Origin of the sequence: Rubinisphaera italica (assembly GCF_007859715.1) — a bacterium.
GTDB classification, from domain to species: domain Bacteria; phylum Planctomycetota; class Planctomycetia; order Planctomycetales; family Planctomycetaceae; genus Rubinisphaera; species Rubinisphaera italica.
On record NZ_SJPG01000001.1, the window covers coordinates 5,730,505 to 5,744,150 of the forward strand.

The window sequence follows — 13,646 nt, forward strand, 5'->3', positions numbered from 1 at the left end:
AAGTCATGACTGACTTAGCGCGCCTCAAATGTTATTCCCCAACAAATCCCCCTGATAATTCTTCCGGAAGATATCCCGGCCCGGTGGCTGTCAGATTTCGATGCTGGAGAATGACCGGTGCCGCACCCGCCACATCGAGAACCACTTCAATTCTGACAACCGGTCCACCCGTTTTCCAGAAGCCAGCGGCAATAAATCGATAAGTTCGACTTTGAGCCGTCAGGAACGGTTCAAGTTGGACGACACCGGCTACATCTATCTGACCATTCTGTAGAAGTTCAGCTGGAGAAACCCAACTGCCGGTCCCACTGAGAATCTCATCTATCAAAGCATCCGAAATTTCTGGTAACCCGGCCAACGATTCATAAGTCGCATAGTTCATATCAATCCGACCATCCCGTGTCTCGCCTTCGTTAATCGTTAAGGATTCTTCCATTTGGGCGAGAAATGTCAAATCTCCAACCTGCCACGGGCTGATCAGATCGTCTCCATCATCTTCCACGATGGCCCCGATTAATTCATAGGGTGACTGCAGTTGATATTGGCCTGAATTTGAAGAGGAACCAGTACTCGATCCTGCGGACGAGGCCCCTCCCCCATTCTGTGATGACGGTGAGGACTGCATCGCTTGAACAGTAAACAATTTTGTAAGATTCCAGTCAGGCAGCAGCGAATCGAGCTGACTCGTTGGTGCGGCAGGAGCAGGGGCAGGTGTTGTCTGCTGCTGATTTGTCGAACCTCCTCCCCGCGTGCGCCCGCTTCCCGATTGCGGTGCAGGTTGAGAATTCATCGAACCATTCCCACTGCCAGAACCTCCAGATCCGCTTCCGCTCCCACCGCTGCTAGTCGAGCTTTGCTTTTTGGGGCCATTCTGTCGGTAAGCGATCACAAAAGTTGCCAGATCACTGCCAAATTCTGATGTCAGATCGGCCTCCAGTTGAACCAGATCATCCGAATTGAGATTGATTTTCGGAGTTCCATCCGGTCGCAAATTTGTTTCTCGACTCCAGAGAGTGAGAGAATCTTCCCAACCGAGCGTCAAAACGCCATCGGCATCGTCGTATGGTTCGCGAAGTTCCCCATCATCTTCCGAAGAATCAAGGAGACCGTTGCGGTTGGTATCTTCTCCATAAATCAGAGAAGGTGTAATCTCGGGAATAACCAGCAATTCATCGAGCGAGGTCAGCGGGGCATTACGAATGATTATTTCGCCATCGTCCGATTCCGTTCCGAAATCGCGTGGCGTGGCATCTTTGTCGATGAAATCGAGAATCGTATCGGCCAGAGTTTCTGTCATTTCCGGCAGGGACATCAGCATATTCCGCTGATCCTCCAGCGGCACATCCAGCTCCGCCAAAGCATTCAAATTGATCTTCCCGGCTTCGGAGGCGAAACCGAATGTCAGCTCGCCATATTGCACAGTGCTTTGCCGACTGAGCACGACCGCCATCAAATCATTGGGAGATTCCAAATCGGGAGAGCCCGGAAGAATAATCTGCCAGGCATAATCCTCTGCTGGCAAAGTCGGCAGCGTGGACAGGTCCATTTCGGGGTCCGTCAACATCGCCATCATATAATCGATTGCCGACTCAGCTGCCTGCTGGGCTTGGGATTCCATCTTGTAGACGTTGACGACCTGTCGTTCGGTCGTCATCCGATCAGCAAATTGATAGCACGTGAGCGAAGCCATCACGATGACGACCATCACAATCACCAGTAAAAAGCCCCGCCGTTCGACTGAGGAGTCCCAATTTGATTTCATTCTATGCATATCAGATTGAACCCACATTAACGGAAAACGGACCGCTCAAGAATGTTCAAAACCCGGATGTTTGTCAAACTGGAAACCTGTCTGACTCACTCTTTGAGTAATATTTGGATTATCAGGTTTGAAATAGCCGAAATTTTTGGTAAGCCGTTCGTATGCAATATCTCTCCATTTGTTGAACTCATTCACTCAGAACGACATACTGTCAGGACTGAATCTTTTTATGCGTCTAAATAAAGTGGAGTTGGTCCATGTTTCCATTGAATCCAATAAAAGCCATGCCCGTTTTCAGCAGAGGTGTCCTTTTGAGTTTGCTGGCATTTGGCCTGCTCAATTCAACACCTGGTTCAGCTGCTGATCTGCAAGCGAAGTGGGAACTCAAACCAGGTGATCGCGTTGTCATGCTCGGCAGCACGTTTATTGAACGGGAAAATACGCAGGGCGTCCTCGAAATGTCACTTCGGCTGGCTGCCCCGGAAACGAATATTACGGTACGAAATCTGGGCTGGTCGGGTGATAACGTCCTCGGAGAATCGCGAGCCTACTTCGGCCCTGTCGAGCAGGGTTACAAGCACATTCTTGAGTATGTGCAGCTGACAAATCCGACCGTACTAATCGTAAATTATGGACAAAACGCCGCCTTCAATGGCGAAGATCGTTTGAAAGAGTTCATTACGAATTACGAACAACTGCTCAAAGATCTCTCCGCTGAGAATCGCCGCATTATCGTCCTGGGACCTACTCCTCTGGAACCGATGGTCCGCTCCGCAGAGGTTGTGAACGCACAAAATGAAACCCGCAACAAATATGGACAAGCCATTCAACAGATGTGTGAAAGCAATGGCTATGTGTATGTCGACATGCTCGAGTCAATGCAGCAGGTTCAGAATACACTGAAGCTGGATTCGCTGACCGAAAACGGAGTCCATCTACATCACGCGGGCTATATTGCAGCTGGTGAGGTCCTTGCCAATTCGCTGGGCAGATCATTCCTCAAAGGTAACGAATCAATTCTGCAGGACTCTCAATTCGCTGCTCAGGTGGCTCCCGTTTATGAAAAGATTCTCTGGAAAAACGAGCTCTTCTTTCATCGCTTCCGACCGCAGAACGAAACCTACCTCCGCGGCTTCCGCAAGCACGAACAAGGCCAGAACGCCAAAGAAATTCTCGAATTCGAACCGCTGATTGAGGAGCAGGATCAGAAGCTTCAGACTGAGGCGAGCAACGTTCTGAAAAACTGGGCTCGATAAAACTAATTTTGGCCCTGAAATCCATGATTCTCCGACGAGGGAAGCGAGTTTCTTCCCTTCTCCTTGGGGAGCGGTTTTCTTCGCTTCTCCTTGGGGAGAAGGTGGCCGAAGGCCGGATGAGGGGATCCCTTCGACGTAGTCGTACATATCGACACCGATTTCCCCTCACCCTAACCCTTTCCCAGAGGGAGAGGGGACAGTTGACGTCTCAGCTATTTATTTTATTTGCAATGTGCTTGTCGCCAATTATTCAGAAAAGGACACTCTGTGATCGCTGGCATTGCTCTCGGTGGGAATCTTGGGGACACCGCTCAAATCATTCAAACGGTGCTCCATCAACTCGATGCCAACGATTCCATTTCCGTGCTCAAACAGAGCCGGTTATATGAGACCACTGCTGTGGGGGAGAAAGCTGGAAATCGATTTCTGAATGCGACTGCGTTAATTGAGACCTCCTTACAACCCATCGCGTTGCTCGATGTCTGTCAGAAATTGGAAACCGACTCCGGGCGAACACGAGAAATTCACTGGGGACCACGCACAATCGATTTGGATCTGATTTTCTGCGACCAGATCATTCTTCGCTCAGAGCGGTTAAACCTGCCGCATCCCGCCTGCTGGTATCGACGCTTTGTACTCGATCCATTATGCGATGTCGCGGCAGAATTTGTGAATCCCGTCTTTGGGAAGACATTTGCAGAATTGCGCCAACGCTTACTCAGCCGACCGCTCTGTGTTGACTTGAGCCGCCTGGAGACATCTCGTCAGCAGGTTTTGCAAGAGACGCTCAGGAATGTGTTCGGCATGCATCAACTGGAGTTAATAACATCGAGTACACTTCTCTTAAGTTCAGATCGGAATAGTTCATCTGCAGCAACCTGGATACTGCTGACGAATGAACAGGAAGGGATTCGTGAGTCTGGGGGACTGTTTGAATGGGAGTTACCCGGAACTTTTGAAGTTTCCATGGCCGATGTCGTTCATGCAGGTTTAGATCAACCGGTCTGCTTAGTTACCGAATAAAATAAGTCGACATTCCCGGCGATCGCTCACGTACTATAATCTACTAAAATTCTCCATGTTGGATTGATGTTTTCATCATAATCACGCATTCTGTTCGCATGGCTGGATTATTTGATAAATCGGAACAGAAGAACCGCGAGCGTGTGCAGCCGCTGGCAGCGCGAATGCGCCCCCGTTCCCTCGATGAATTTGCAGGACAGCAGCATTTTCTAGCAGAAGGAAAACTGCTGCGTCGGCTGCTCAAGTCCAATCGTATCAGTTCGCTGATTTTCTACGGCCCTCCCGGGACTGGAAAAACGACACTCGCTCATTTGATTGCCCGCCAAACGGAATCGAAATTCTTTTCCCTCAATGCGGCTTCCTGTGGAGTGAAGGATGTCCGAGCGGTTCTTCAACAGGCTGATAATGAACTCGCCGCTTCGGGTCGACGAACCATTCTGTTTGTCGATGAACTGCATCATTTCAGTAAAACGCAACAGGATGTTCTGCTGCCCGATCTCGAAAAGGGGACGGTCATTTTTATTGGGGCGACGACCGATAACCCCTACTTCGCGCTGGTGGCTCCGTTGTTAAGTCGGAGTCAAATCTTCGAATTCGAACCTCTCAGTTCAACCGATTTGATTTCCCAACTTCATCGGGCGATGTCAGATTCAGAGCGAGGTCTTCAGTCAACTGGAGTGACTGTGGAGGATGAAGCGTTTGAGTTTCTGGCCAAAGGGGCCGATGGTGATGTCCGTCGGGCTTTGAATGCACTTGAAGTGGCAGTGCTCTCTGTCACCGACTTACCAGTTGATGAAAAAGTTGTCTCATTGGAAGTGGCTGAGGAATCGCTGCAGCAGAAATCGATTCGATATGATCGAGCCGGCGACGAACATTACGATGCTGCCAGCGCGCTCATTAAAAGCATTCGCGGTTCCGATCCTGATGCCGCAATCTACTGGATGGCCCGCATGCTCGATGCTGGCGAGCCGCCCCGTTTCATCGCCCGTCGACTCATGATTTCCGCATCCGAAGATATCGGCAATGCAGATCCCCATGGTCTCGTCATCGCGACTGCCGCTGCCCAGTCCACCGAAATGGTCGGCATGCCGGAATGCCGAATCATGCTCGCTCAAGCCTGTACGTATCTGGCTTGTGCACCCAAGTCGAATGCTGCTTATGTTGCCATCAATGAGGCTTTGCACGATTTGAAAACGCAGGAAGTTCTGCCCGTGCCGAAGCATTTGAAAGATCGACACTATCAGGGAGCTAAAGAACTCGGTCACGGTGACGATTATCAATATCCACACAACGCCGAAACTGGCTGGGTCGACCAAGACTATCTGGGCGTCGACCGCACCTATTATCGCCCCACCAATCGAGGCTATGAAGCCAAAATTCTTGCTCGCCTGCAAGCGTTGCGAAACTCAACTGCGGAGGCTGAAGAGAAATCTTGAAAATCGTTACTCCAGCAACTCCAGCAGATATTTCCCGTACTGACCAGCCTTGAGCGGTTCGGCGAGATTTGCGAGTTCTTCTCTGGTGATGTAGCCCATCCGCCAGGCGATTTCTTCCGGGCAGGAAATTTTCAGTCCCTGGCGATCCTCGATCACGCTGACATAATCTGACGCCTCAAGCAGCGAACGATGCGTCCCCGTATCCAGCCAGGCGGTTCCCCGACCCAGTATTTCGACATTCAGTTGACCAGCCTGAAGATAGACTCGATTCAAATCGGTAATCTCCAACTCACCTCGCGGCGAAGGCTTCAGCGAACGAGCATGCTCGACAACCTGATTGTCATAGAAGTACAGACCGGTCACCGCCAGCTTTGATTTCGGCTGCTTTGGCTTTTCCTCGATATCAATCGCTTTGCCATTTTCATCGGGAACAATTACGCCATAACGTTCAGGATCGCGAACGTGATAGGCAAATACGGTCGACTGATCCGTCTGCTCATTTACGCGTTGAAGAGAGTGACTGAGCTTGTCGCCGTAAAAAATGTTGTCGCCCAGTATCAGGCAACTCGGCTCGTCGCCTATAAAATCCGCACCAATCAGGAACGCCTGAGCCAGACCTTCTGGCTTAGGCTGCTCGGCATAAACCAGATTCATCCCCCATTTTGAACCATCTCCCAGCAGTCGCTCGAACAATGGTAAATCGTGTGGTGTGCTGATAATCAACACATCCCGAATTCCCGCCAGCATCAGCGTCGAAAGCGGATAGTAAATCATCGGCTTGTCGTACACCGGCAGCAGTTGCTTACTGATCGGTAGTGTCGCCGGATACAACCGCGTTCCAGTTCCACCAGCCAGAATTATTCCACGTCGAGACATTGTTGTTTTGAAGGTTGAAGGTTGAAGGTTGAAGGTTGAGTTAATAAGTCCTCTAATAACTAGCGACTAGACATTATAAAACTCACGATACCAATCCACAAAATTCTTCACGCCGGTTTCGATGGACGTATCAGGTCGGAAGCCGACATCGCGGATGAGATCATCGACATCGGCATAAGTTGCCGGGACATCGCCCGGTTGGATCGGCATCATGTTTTTCTCTGCGGTTTTACCGAGGCATTTTTCGAGTGTTTCAATCATGTACATCAATTCAACAGGATTGTTATTCCCGATGTTGTACAGTTTATAGGGAGCAGAGCTTGATCCCGGATCGGCTTCTTCAGCAATCCAGTTGTCGTTTCGCTGAGGGACTTTATCGGAAACCCGAATGACTCCTTCAACAATATCATCCACATAAGTGAAATCGCGTTTCATCTTGCCGTAATTAAAGACATCGATGGGCCGTCCTTCCAAAATCGCTTTTGTGAACAGGAACAATGCCATATCGGGACGTCCCCACGGTCCATAAACGGTGAAGAACCGCAGGCCCGTTGTCGGCAAATCATACAGATGGCTGTAAGTATGAGCCATCAATTCGTTCGCCTTTTTGGAAGCCGCATACAGACTGACCGGATGGTCGACACTATGATGAATTGAAAATGGCATCGTCTTATTCGCACCGTACACAGAACTCGACGATGCGTAGACCAGATGCTTCGTCTCATTATGACGGCATGCTTCCAGAATATTAACAAACCCGACCAAGTTGCTTTCCACATAAGCGTGGGGGTTCTTCAGCGAATAGCGCACACCCGCCTGTGCAGCCAGATTCACGACTACCTCTGGTTTTTCCTCTGAGAACATGCGATTGATCTCGTCGCGATCTTCCAGGGCAATTTTCTGAAAACTGAAATTGTCACGAGGAGTCAGTTGCGCCAGACGAGCCTCTTTGAGAGCCGGGTCGTAATAGTCGTTCAGATTATCGATCCCGATCACTTCATCACCACGATCGAGCAGCTTGTGAGAAAGCCGTGCCCCAATAAATCCGGCAGCTCCGGTCACTAAATATTTACTCACAACTCACCCTTCTGAATCTGTCCCTGATAATATTTGATGGTCTCGGTCAGTCCGGCTTGCAAATCGACCTTTGGTTCCCAACCCAGGATCCGCCTGGCTTTACTGATATCGGGACAACGCTGTTTTGGATCATCCTCAGGCAACGGCAAGTGCGTTGTCCCGCTCTTGGAGCCGGTAATTTTCAGGACGGCATCGGCTAACTCTTTCATCGAGTTTTCGACCGGGTTCCCCAGGTTCACAGGACCTGTTTCTTCATCCTGATTCATCATCGCCAGGAAGCCGTCAATCAAATCATCGACATAACAGAACGAACGAGTCTGTTCGCCATCTCCGTACAATGTGAGCGATTCCCCACGCAAAGCCTGCATGATGAAATTGGAGACCACGCGACCATCATCCGGATGCATTCGTGGCCCGTAAGTATTGAAAATTCGCACAATACGAACTTCCAGTTTATGGGCCAGGTGATAATTCATGCACAACGATTCTGCGACTCGTTTTCCCTCGTCGTAACAACTGCGTGGTCCAATCGGATTGACGTTTCCCCAATAGTCTTCCGTCTGCGGGTGAATGTCGGGATCCCCGTAGACTTCTGAAGTGGATGTGTGCAGGACGCGTGCCCCGCAGCGTTTCGCCAAACCGAGTACATTCACCATACCGACTGTCGAGGTCTTGATAGTTTTAATCGGATTGAACTGATAAGCCTTAGGCGAAGCTGGACAGGCCAGATTATAAATCTGGTCGGCTTCAATGAACAAGGGGCGGACGATATCGTGCCGAATGAGTTCAAAGCGGGGATGTCCGATCAAATGAGCGACGTTCTGCTTGGAACCGGAAAAGAAATTGTCAACACAGACAACCTCATGCTCCTGCTCAATCAGACGTGTGCACAAATGACTGCCCAGAAAACCAGCCCCACCAGTCACAAGAATATTCAGATGTGTCATCGTTCAAGTGCAGTTTTCAAATGTTAGTGGATCAGGTCAGGCATTGCCTGGCGAAATAGACGAGCTTGTGGTTTCATCTCAAATTCCTGCTTGTTCGGCAAACCACTTCACCGTAGTCTTCAGACCCGAATCAATTTGAGTTCGATCCGACCAGCCATAAGACTGTTTCAACAGGGTTGCATCCACCAGATTGGATCGTAAATCACCCGCACGTGGCGGCCCATATTCTGGCTGTGGTACGGTAGTGGAACGACCAGCATCCCGCAATGCCTGTGAAGTTAACCCGTGTAGCCGCTCTGCCAGTTCATTCACATCAACCGGCACACCCGTTCCCACATTGAACGCCACATGAGTTGATGGCAAAGTTTCGGTTAATGCCAACACATTCGCTCGAGCGACATCCTCGACATACACGTAATCGCGAATGTATTTGCCATCCCCGTTAATTCGTGTCCCTTCCCCTCTTAGCATCCTCTGACAAAAAATCGCCACCACACCGGCTTCTCCGTGCGGATTCTGTCGAGGCCCATAAACATTCGCATACCGCAAAGCGACCGTCTCTAATCCATGCTCACGAGTAAAGAATCGCAAATATTGTTCTCCCGTCCATTTCGAAATCCCGTAGGGAGAGATCGGATTAGCCGGATGTAATTCTGACGCTGGCTCCGTGGCTTCGCCGTAGAGCACTCCGCCGGAAGAGGCGAACACGAATCGCTTGACTCCACTCTGTTGACTCTGCTCCAAAGTCGAGAGTAATCCCATGATATTCACCTGGGCGTCGAAACTTGGCTCATTCACCGACCGACTCACCGACATTTGAGCCGCCTGATGACATACCACCTCCGGCTGCTCTTTCTTGAAGACCGTCTCCAACGCCTCCCGATCACACACATCGGCCTTATAAAACGGAACCGCTTTAGGAAGATTCGCCCGACTCCCCGTACTTAAGTCATCGACAACAACCGGCGCATGCCCTGCTGCCAGCAGTTGGTCAACAATATGACTCCCTATAAACCCTGCTCCCCCGGTCACCAGTATCTTCATGAACTCTCTTTCCAAATCAGGTCGCTTCTGCCATCTCAATTCTTCATAAAAGGATAACTTCTACGGCCAGAACCTCACAGTCCGTGTGTTAAGTCGGGATAAAAACGGAGGGTGGCTGAGGCCGAATCACAGCGAAGCCCCCTGAAATCCATGTCACTTCTCTCCTCTAAACATTCCTGCAACAATGAATTATGCACTGGAAACCCCTCGTTTACCCAATCCGAATCTTCAACTATTCCAGGCGTGAATTCCAATAAACAACGGAGGAGAATTGCGGTTCCGTTCCATATCGTTTATTACTGAGGAAGCTTTTGCCACTCGGCAGAGTTAATTTGGTTGCGAACTCTCTGCAACCACCACAATAAATCAGATTTGTCTGTCTTTGGTTTTGCAGGATGTATTTTCCACAAGACTGTTTTGCAGAGAGAATCGAATCCAGGAAACGGAACGAGCGCTCGACGTTAAGGACTCCGTCTCATCGTCATTTCGTCTGTTTTCTAAAACTTCAGGTTGTCAGTGTTGACCGGATGATTTTTGATCCCACAAACAATTTACAGAGCGTGCGTACCGTTCTGTAGTTCATTCTCCACATCCTTGACAGGAGGGAGAGACACCTGTTTGCAATGACTTTTGATGAGGAGGAAATGTTTAATGGACCCGAAAGAGTTTTTCAAATTCGCCAAAGAGAACAACGCCGCACAACTCGATATGAAGTTCTGCGATATGTTCGGCACCTGGCAACACTGTACCTATCCGCTTGATACGCTCGATGAGGGAGTATTCGAAGACGGCTTCGGTTTTGATGGCTCCTCCATCCGCGCCTGGCAGGCCATTAACGAATCCGACATGATCGCCATTCCCGATCCCAACTCAGCTCGTATGGATCCGTTTTTCGCAATTCCGACCGTTAGCGTTATTGCCGATATTTATGATCCGATCACCAAGCAACCCTACAATAAAGACCCTCGCGGCGTCGCCAAACGGGGTATCGAATACCTGAAGCAAACCGGAATCGCCGATTCCTGCTTTATTGGACCAGAACCCGAATTCTTCATCTTCGATGACATCCGCTTTGCAACCAATCAGCGTGGTGCAATGTATGAAATCGATTCTTCCGAGGCTGCCTGGAATACCGGCAAACCCGAACTCGCCGGAAACCTTGGTCACAAAGTCGGCTACAAAGCAGGCTATTTCCCCGTCGCCCCGAACGATTCGCTTGTCGACATCCGTGGCGAAATGGTTCAACTCATGCGAGAACTCGGCATCGTTGTCGAAGCTCATCACCATGAAGTCGGAACCGCCGGCCAGTGTGAAATCGACATGAAGTTCACCGATCTCGAAACGATGTCCGACCAGTTCCTCTGGTACAAGTACGTCGTAAAAAACGTCGCCAAGAAGCATGGCAAAACCGTTACCTTCATGCCTAAGCCTGTCTTCGAAGACAATGGCTCCGGCATGCACACCCACATTTCCTTCTGGAAAGATGGCGACACCCTCATGGCAGGCGACGGCTATGCTGGCATGAGCGAAATGGCGCTCCATGGAATTGGGGGGATTATCAAGCATGGTCGGGCACTGGTTGCTCTGTCGAACCCGACCGCCAACAGTTTCCATCGTCTTGTTCCCGGATTCGAAGCTCCGGTCACTCTGGCGATGAGTCAGCGAAACCGCTCGGCTTCCTGCCGCATTCCGATGTACTCGACCAGCCCGAAAGCGAAGCGGGTCGAATTCCGCACCCCAGACCCCTCCGCCTGCGGCTACCTCAGCTTCACCGCGCTGATGATGGCGATGATCGACGGGATTCAGAACAAGATCGATCCGGGCGAACCTCTCGACCGCGACATTTACGACATGACCCCGGAAGAACTGGCCGAAACCAACGTCGCCCCCACCTCACTGGGCGAAGCGTTAGAAGCCCTCGAAGCCGATCACGACTTCCTCACCGCCGGCGACGTCTTCTCCCAGGATATGCTCGATTCCTTCATCGAATACAAACGAGCCGAAGAAATCGACGCGTTGCGACTGCGCCCGCATCCTTATGAGTTCGACCTGTATTACAACGTGTAATCGACATTGCTGTAAAAGAACAAAAAGGCTGTCTCAATTTGAGGCAGCCTTTTTTATGAATATGACACAATACTGAGGAGGCCAATTGACAAATCAAGAAGTGAAGACTCTGGCAGACAAGCTGACCGAAGAACAGTCTGTTGTGGCACCAGAACTCGCCGGTGGTCTTTTATTGGCGATATGCATCCTAACTTAATTATCAGTATCGACTTACACTGGCGGGCCAGTGGCACACAGCCCGAAGTTTTAATGGGAACTATCCACGACGATTGGATTCTACTTCGATGCCGGTTTGTGATCTGCAAATTCGACGAAACAGCTGGCACTTTCGTCTACGATTGAGATTTTTCAACTCGGATGATGAGATGGAACGATCTACTACTATCATTTTAGTATGCAAGTTATAAATGCACGACAACGGTGCGTCACCGTTATTGAACGACCAGAACAAAGCTCAGACAGGATACTAATGTCTTTGGAACGCGTACCACTCAAACTCAAACTTTCCCCGGTGGAGGCACTTACTCAATTGAGTGATGAACCTTGGCCCGTACTGCTCGAAAGTGCGCGTTTCGAAAAGACTCGTGGACGTTATTCCTATCTCACAGCCGACCCAGTCAAAACCTGGAAACTCGATCAAGCCGAGTTCGGATCCGATCCCTTTGCAGAAATTCGATTGCTCTCTGCTCAATATTCCCGTCCTGCAGAAGCTGGCCTCCCGCCCTTCTGCTCCGGATTTCTGGGACTCCTCAGCTACGAGTTGGGGCATGCCTTCGAGAAACTTCCGACGGTCCCCAGGGATGAATTCACTACTCCCGCGATGGCAGTTGGTTTATATGACTGGTCTTTGTGCTGGGATCATCTGACGAATGAAACCTTTCTAATTCGCGATCATTCTCTGCAATCCGCTTCAAAATCAGATACGGAATCTCGCTGGCAGCGTCTCCTGCAAAAACTCAAAAATGGGAACGCATCGATCGAACAATTTCCGACACCATCCCCCCGCACCATCGAACCAACATCAGCAGAGCGGGAACGATTTCTGAACTCTGCTCAACGGGTTCTGGAATACATTCGCGCAGGGGATATCTATCAGGCAAATCTGTCGCGAAAAATCGAGTATGAATTCGATGGCTCTGCACTCGATTTGTATCGGCAAATCCGTATCCTTAACCCGGCTCCCTTCGCCGCGTATTTTCAGCCCGTTGACGATTTTGCCGTCGTCAGTGCCTCGCCCGAGCAGTTTTTGCAGGTGAATAATCGGCAGGTTTGTACGCGACCGATCAAAGGCACCCGCCCTCGCTGGGCAGCTGGCGATCTCGATTTGTATCAGGGACTTGCCCTGCAGGCTTCTGAAAAAGACCGAGCCGAGAATACGATGATTGTCGACCTGCTTCGAAACGATATTTCCCGCGTCTGCAAAACCGGCAGCGTAAAAGTGCCCCGCTGGTGTGAACTGGAAACGTTTGCAAAAGTGCATCACCTCGTTTCGGAAGTGACAGGGGAACTGCAGGACGATGCCGACATCTGGGATCTGTTCGCGGCCACTTTCCCCGGCGGTTCCATCACCGGGGCTCCCAAAATCCGAGCGATGCAAATCATTTCCGAACTCGAACAATCGACCCGCGGAGCCTACTGCGGCTCCCTCTTTGCAGCCGACCTGAGCGGCTCCCTGCAATCCAGCCTTCTCATTCGCACTCTCACCTGGAAACCAGGCCAGGTCCAGGTCCCAGTCGGCGGGGGCATCGTCGCCGACTCCGTCCCAGAAATCGAATTTTCAGAAACCGTCCACAAATCCGCCGGACTGATTGCTTCGCCAATGAACCACTTAACGACTGAGGCATAACATTTTGAACCACGGATGCGCATGGATCAACACAGACGTTTACAAAACAATTTTAACCCGAAGCATCCATTTTGAAGTTGCACGATTCGATTTAGTTTTCAGCATTATCACTGAAAAACAGGGGGACTCTGTCTTCCGTCCAATGTCGTTTGACATGTGCCACTGCTGACTTGCTCAGCAGTTTGAAACAGGGTGTTGGATTTCAGAACGAGACAGCGGGTGGCTGGGGTTGTAGCGCAGCGAAGCCCCCAGAATGTAGATGATATCAGTGCGCTTAATTCGATTGACCCTAGCCATCCCAACGCCGAAGAT

The 13,646-nt window shown here is 50.4% G+C and carries 10 protein-coding genes; 5 read left to right on the forward strand and 5 right to left on the reverse strand.

The window, feature by feature from the left end:
• Nucleotides 1-31: 31 nt before the first annotated feature.
• Nucleotides 32-1,762 carry a type II secretion system protein GspK gene (locus Pan54_RS21825; RefSeq protein WP_165441918.1) on the reverse strand — a complete coding sequence of 577 codons (1,731 nt, stop codon included), beginning with the start codon at nucleotides 1,760-1,762 and terminating at the stop codon, nucleotides 32-34.
• Between the two features lie 257 nt (nucleotides 1,763-2,019).
• Between Pan54_RS21825 and Pan54_RS21830 the strand changes: the two genes are divergently transcribed.
• From Pan54_RS21830 to Pan54_RS21840, 3 genes are all read left to right on the forward strand, one after another.
• Nucleotides 2,020-3,018: a GDSL-type esterase/lipase family protein gene (locus Pan54_RS21830; RefSeq protein ID WP_146505573.1), complete on the forward strand. Its 999-nt coding sequence runs from the start codon at nucleotides 2,020-2,022 to the stop codon at nucleotides 3,016-3,018.
• A 267-nt stretch (nucleotides 3,019-3,285) separates the two neighbouring features.
• On the forward strand, nucleotides 3,286-4,041 hold the full coding sequence (gene folK / locus Pan54_RS21835) for a 2-amino-4-hydroxy-6-hydroxymethyldihydropteridine diphosphokinase (RefSeq protein ID WP_165441919.1): 756 nt from the start codon (nucleotides 3,286-3,288) through the stop codon (nucleotides 4,039-4,041).
• A gap of 98 nt (nucleotides 4,042-4,139) precedes the next feature.
• Nucleotides 4,140-5,477, forward strand: coding sequence for a replication-associated recombination protein A (locus tag Pan54_RS21840; RefSeq protein ID WP_146505575.1), 1,338 nt, complete (start codon nucleotides 4,140-4,142; stop codon nucleotides 5,475-5,477).
• Nucleotides 5,478-5,483: 6 nt separating this feature from the next.
• Here Pan54_RS21840 and rfbA read toward each other — a convergent pair whose 3' ends face one another.
• The 4 genes from rfbA to Pan54_RS21860 all read right to left on the reverse strand — a co-directional run bounded on the left by rfbA (nucleotide 5,484) and on the right by Pan54_RS21860 (nucleotide 9,421).
• The gene (gene rfbA, locus Pan54_RS21845; protein WP_146505576.1) at nucleotides 5,484-6,353 is read right to left on the reverse strand and encodes a glucose-1-phosphate thymidylyltransferase RfbA; all 870 of its coding nucleotides are present in this window, start codon (nucleotides 6,351-6,353) and stop codon (nucleotides 5,484-5,486) included.
• 66 nt (nucleotides 6,354-6,419) lie between these two features.
• Nucleotides 6,420-7,430 carry an NAD-dependent epimerase gene (locus Pan54_RS21850; protein ID WP_146505577.1) on the reverse strand — a complete coding sequence of 337 codons (1,011 nt, stop codon included), beginning with the start codon at nucleotides 7,428-7,430 and terminating at the stop codon, nucleotides 6,420-6,422.
• Nucleotides 7,427-8,377: a UDP-glucuronic acid decarboxylase family protein gene (locus Pan54_RS21855; protein WP_146505578.1), complete on the reverse strand. Its 951-nt coding sequence runs from the start codon at nucleotides 8,375-8,377 to the stop codon at nucleotides 7,427-7,429. The genes Pan54_RS21850 and Pan54_RS21855 overlap by 4 nt, the downstream gene beginning before the upstream one ends.
• Nucleotides 8,378-8,455: 78 nt before the next feature.
• A complete protein-coding gene (locus Pan54_RS21860; RefSeq protein WP_146505579.1) occupies nucleotides 8,456-9,421 on the reverse strand; it encodes an NAD-dependent epimerase/dehydratase family protein in 966 nt (321 codons plus the stop codon).
• Nucleotides 9,422-10,072: 651 nt separating this feature from the next.
• On the opposite strand from Pan54_RS21860, the gene glnA reads away from it, so the two are divergent.
• Nucleotides 10,073-11,488, forward strand: coding sequence for a type I glutamate--ammonia ligase (gene glnA, locus Pan54_RS21865; protein WP_146505580.1), 1,416 nt, complete (start codon nucleotides 10,073-10,075; stop codon nucleotides 11,486-11,488).
• Between the two features lie 469 nt (nucleotides 11,489-11,957).
• Nucleotides 11,958-13,334: an aminodeoxychorismate synthase component I gene (gene pabB, locus Pan54_RS21870; protein WP_165441920.1), complete on the forward strand. Its 1,377-nt coding sequence runs from the start codon at nucleotides 11,958-11,960 to the stop codon at nucleotides 13,332-13,334.
• Nucleotides 13,335-13,646: the final 312 nt, after the last annotated feature.

Coding starts and splice junctions, on each gene's coding strand:
- Pan54_RS21825 (WP_165441918.1), bottom strand. CDS start 1,762: ATGAAATCAAATTGGGACTCCTCAGTCGAACGGCGGGGCTTTTTACTG.
- Pan54_RS21830 (WP_146505573.1), top strand. CDS start 2,020: ATGTTTCCATTGAATCCAATAAAAGCCATGCCCGTTTTCAGCAGAGGT.
- Pan54_RS21840 (WP_146505575.1), top strand. CDS start 4,140: ATGGCTGGATTATTTGATAAATCGGAACAGAAGAACCGCGAGCGTGTG.
- rfbA (WP_146505576.1), bottom strand. CDS start 6,353: ATGTCTCGACGTGGAATAATTCTGGCTGGTGGAACTGGAACGCGGTTG.
- Pan54_RS21855 (WP_146505578.1), bottom strand. CDS start 8,377: ATGACACATCTGAATATTCTTGTGACTGGTGGGGCTGGTTTTCTGGGC.
- Pan54_RS21860 (WP_146505579.1), bottom strand. CDS start 9,421: ATGAAGATACTGGTGACCGGGGGAGCAGGGTTTATAGGGAGTCATATT.
- glnA (WP_146505580.1), top strand. CDS start 10,073: ATGGACCCGAAAGAGTTTTTCAAATTCGCCAAAGAGAACAACGCCGCA.
- pabB (WP_165441920.1), top strand. CDS start 11,958: ATGTCTTTGGAACGCGTACCACTCAAACTCAAACTTTCCCCGGTGGAG.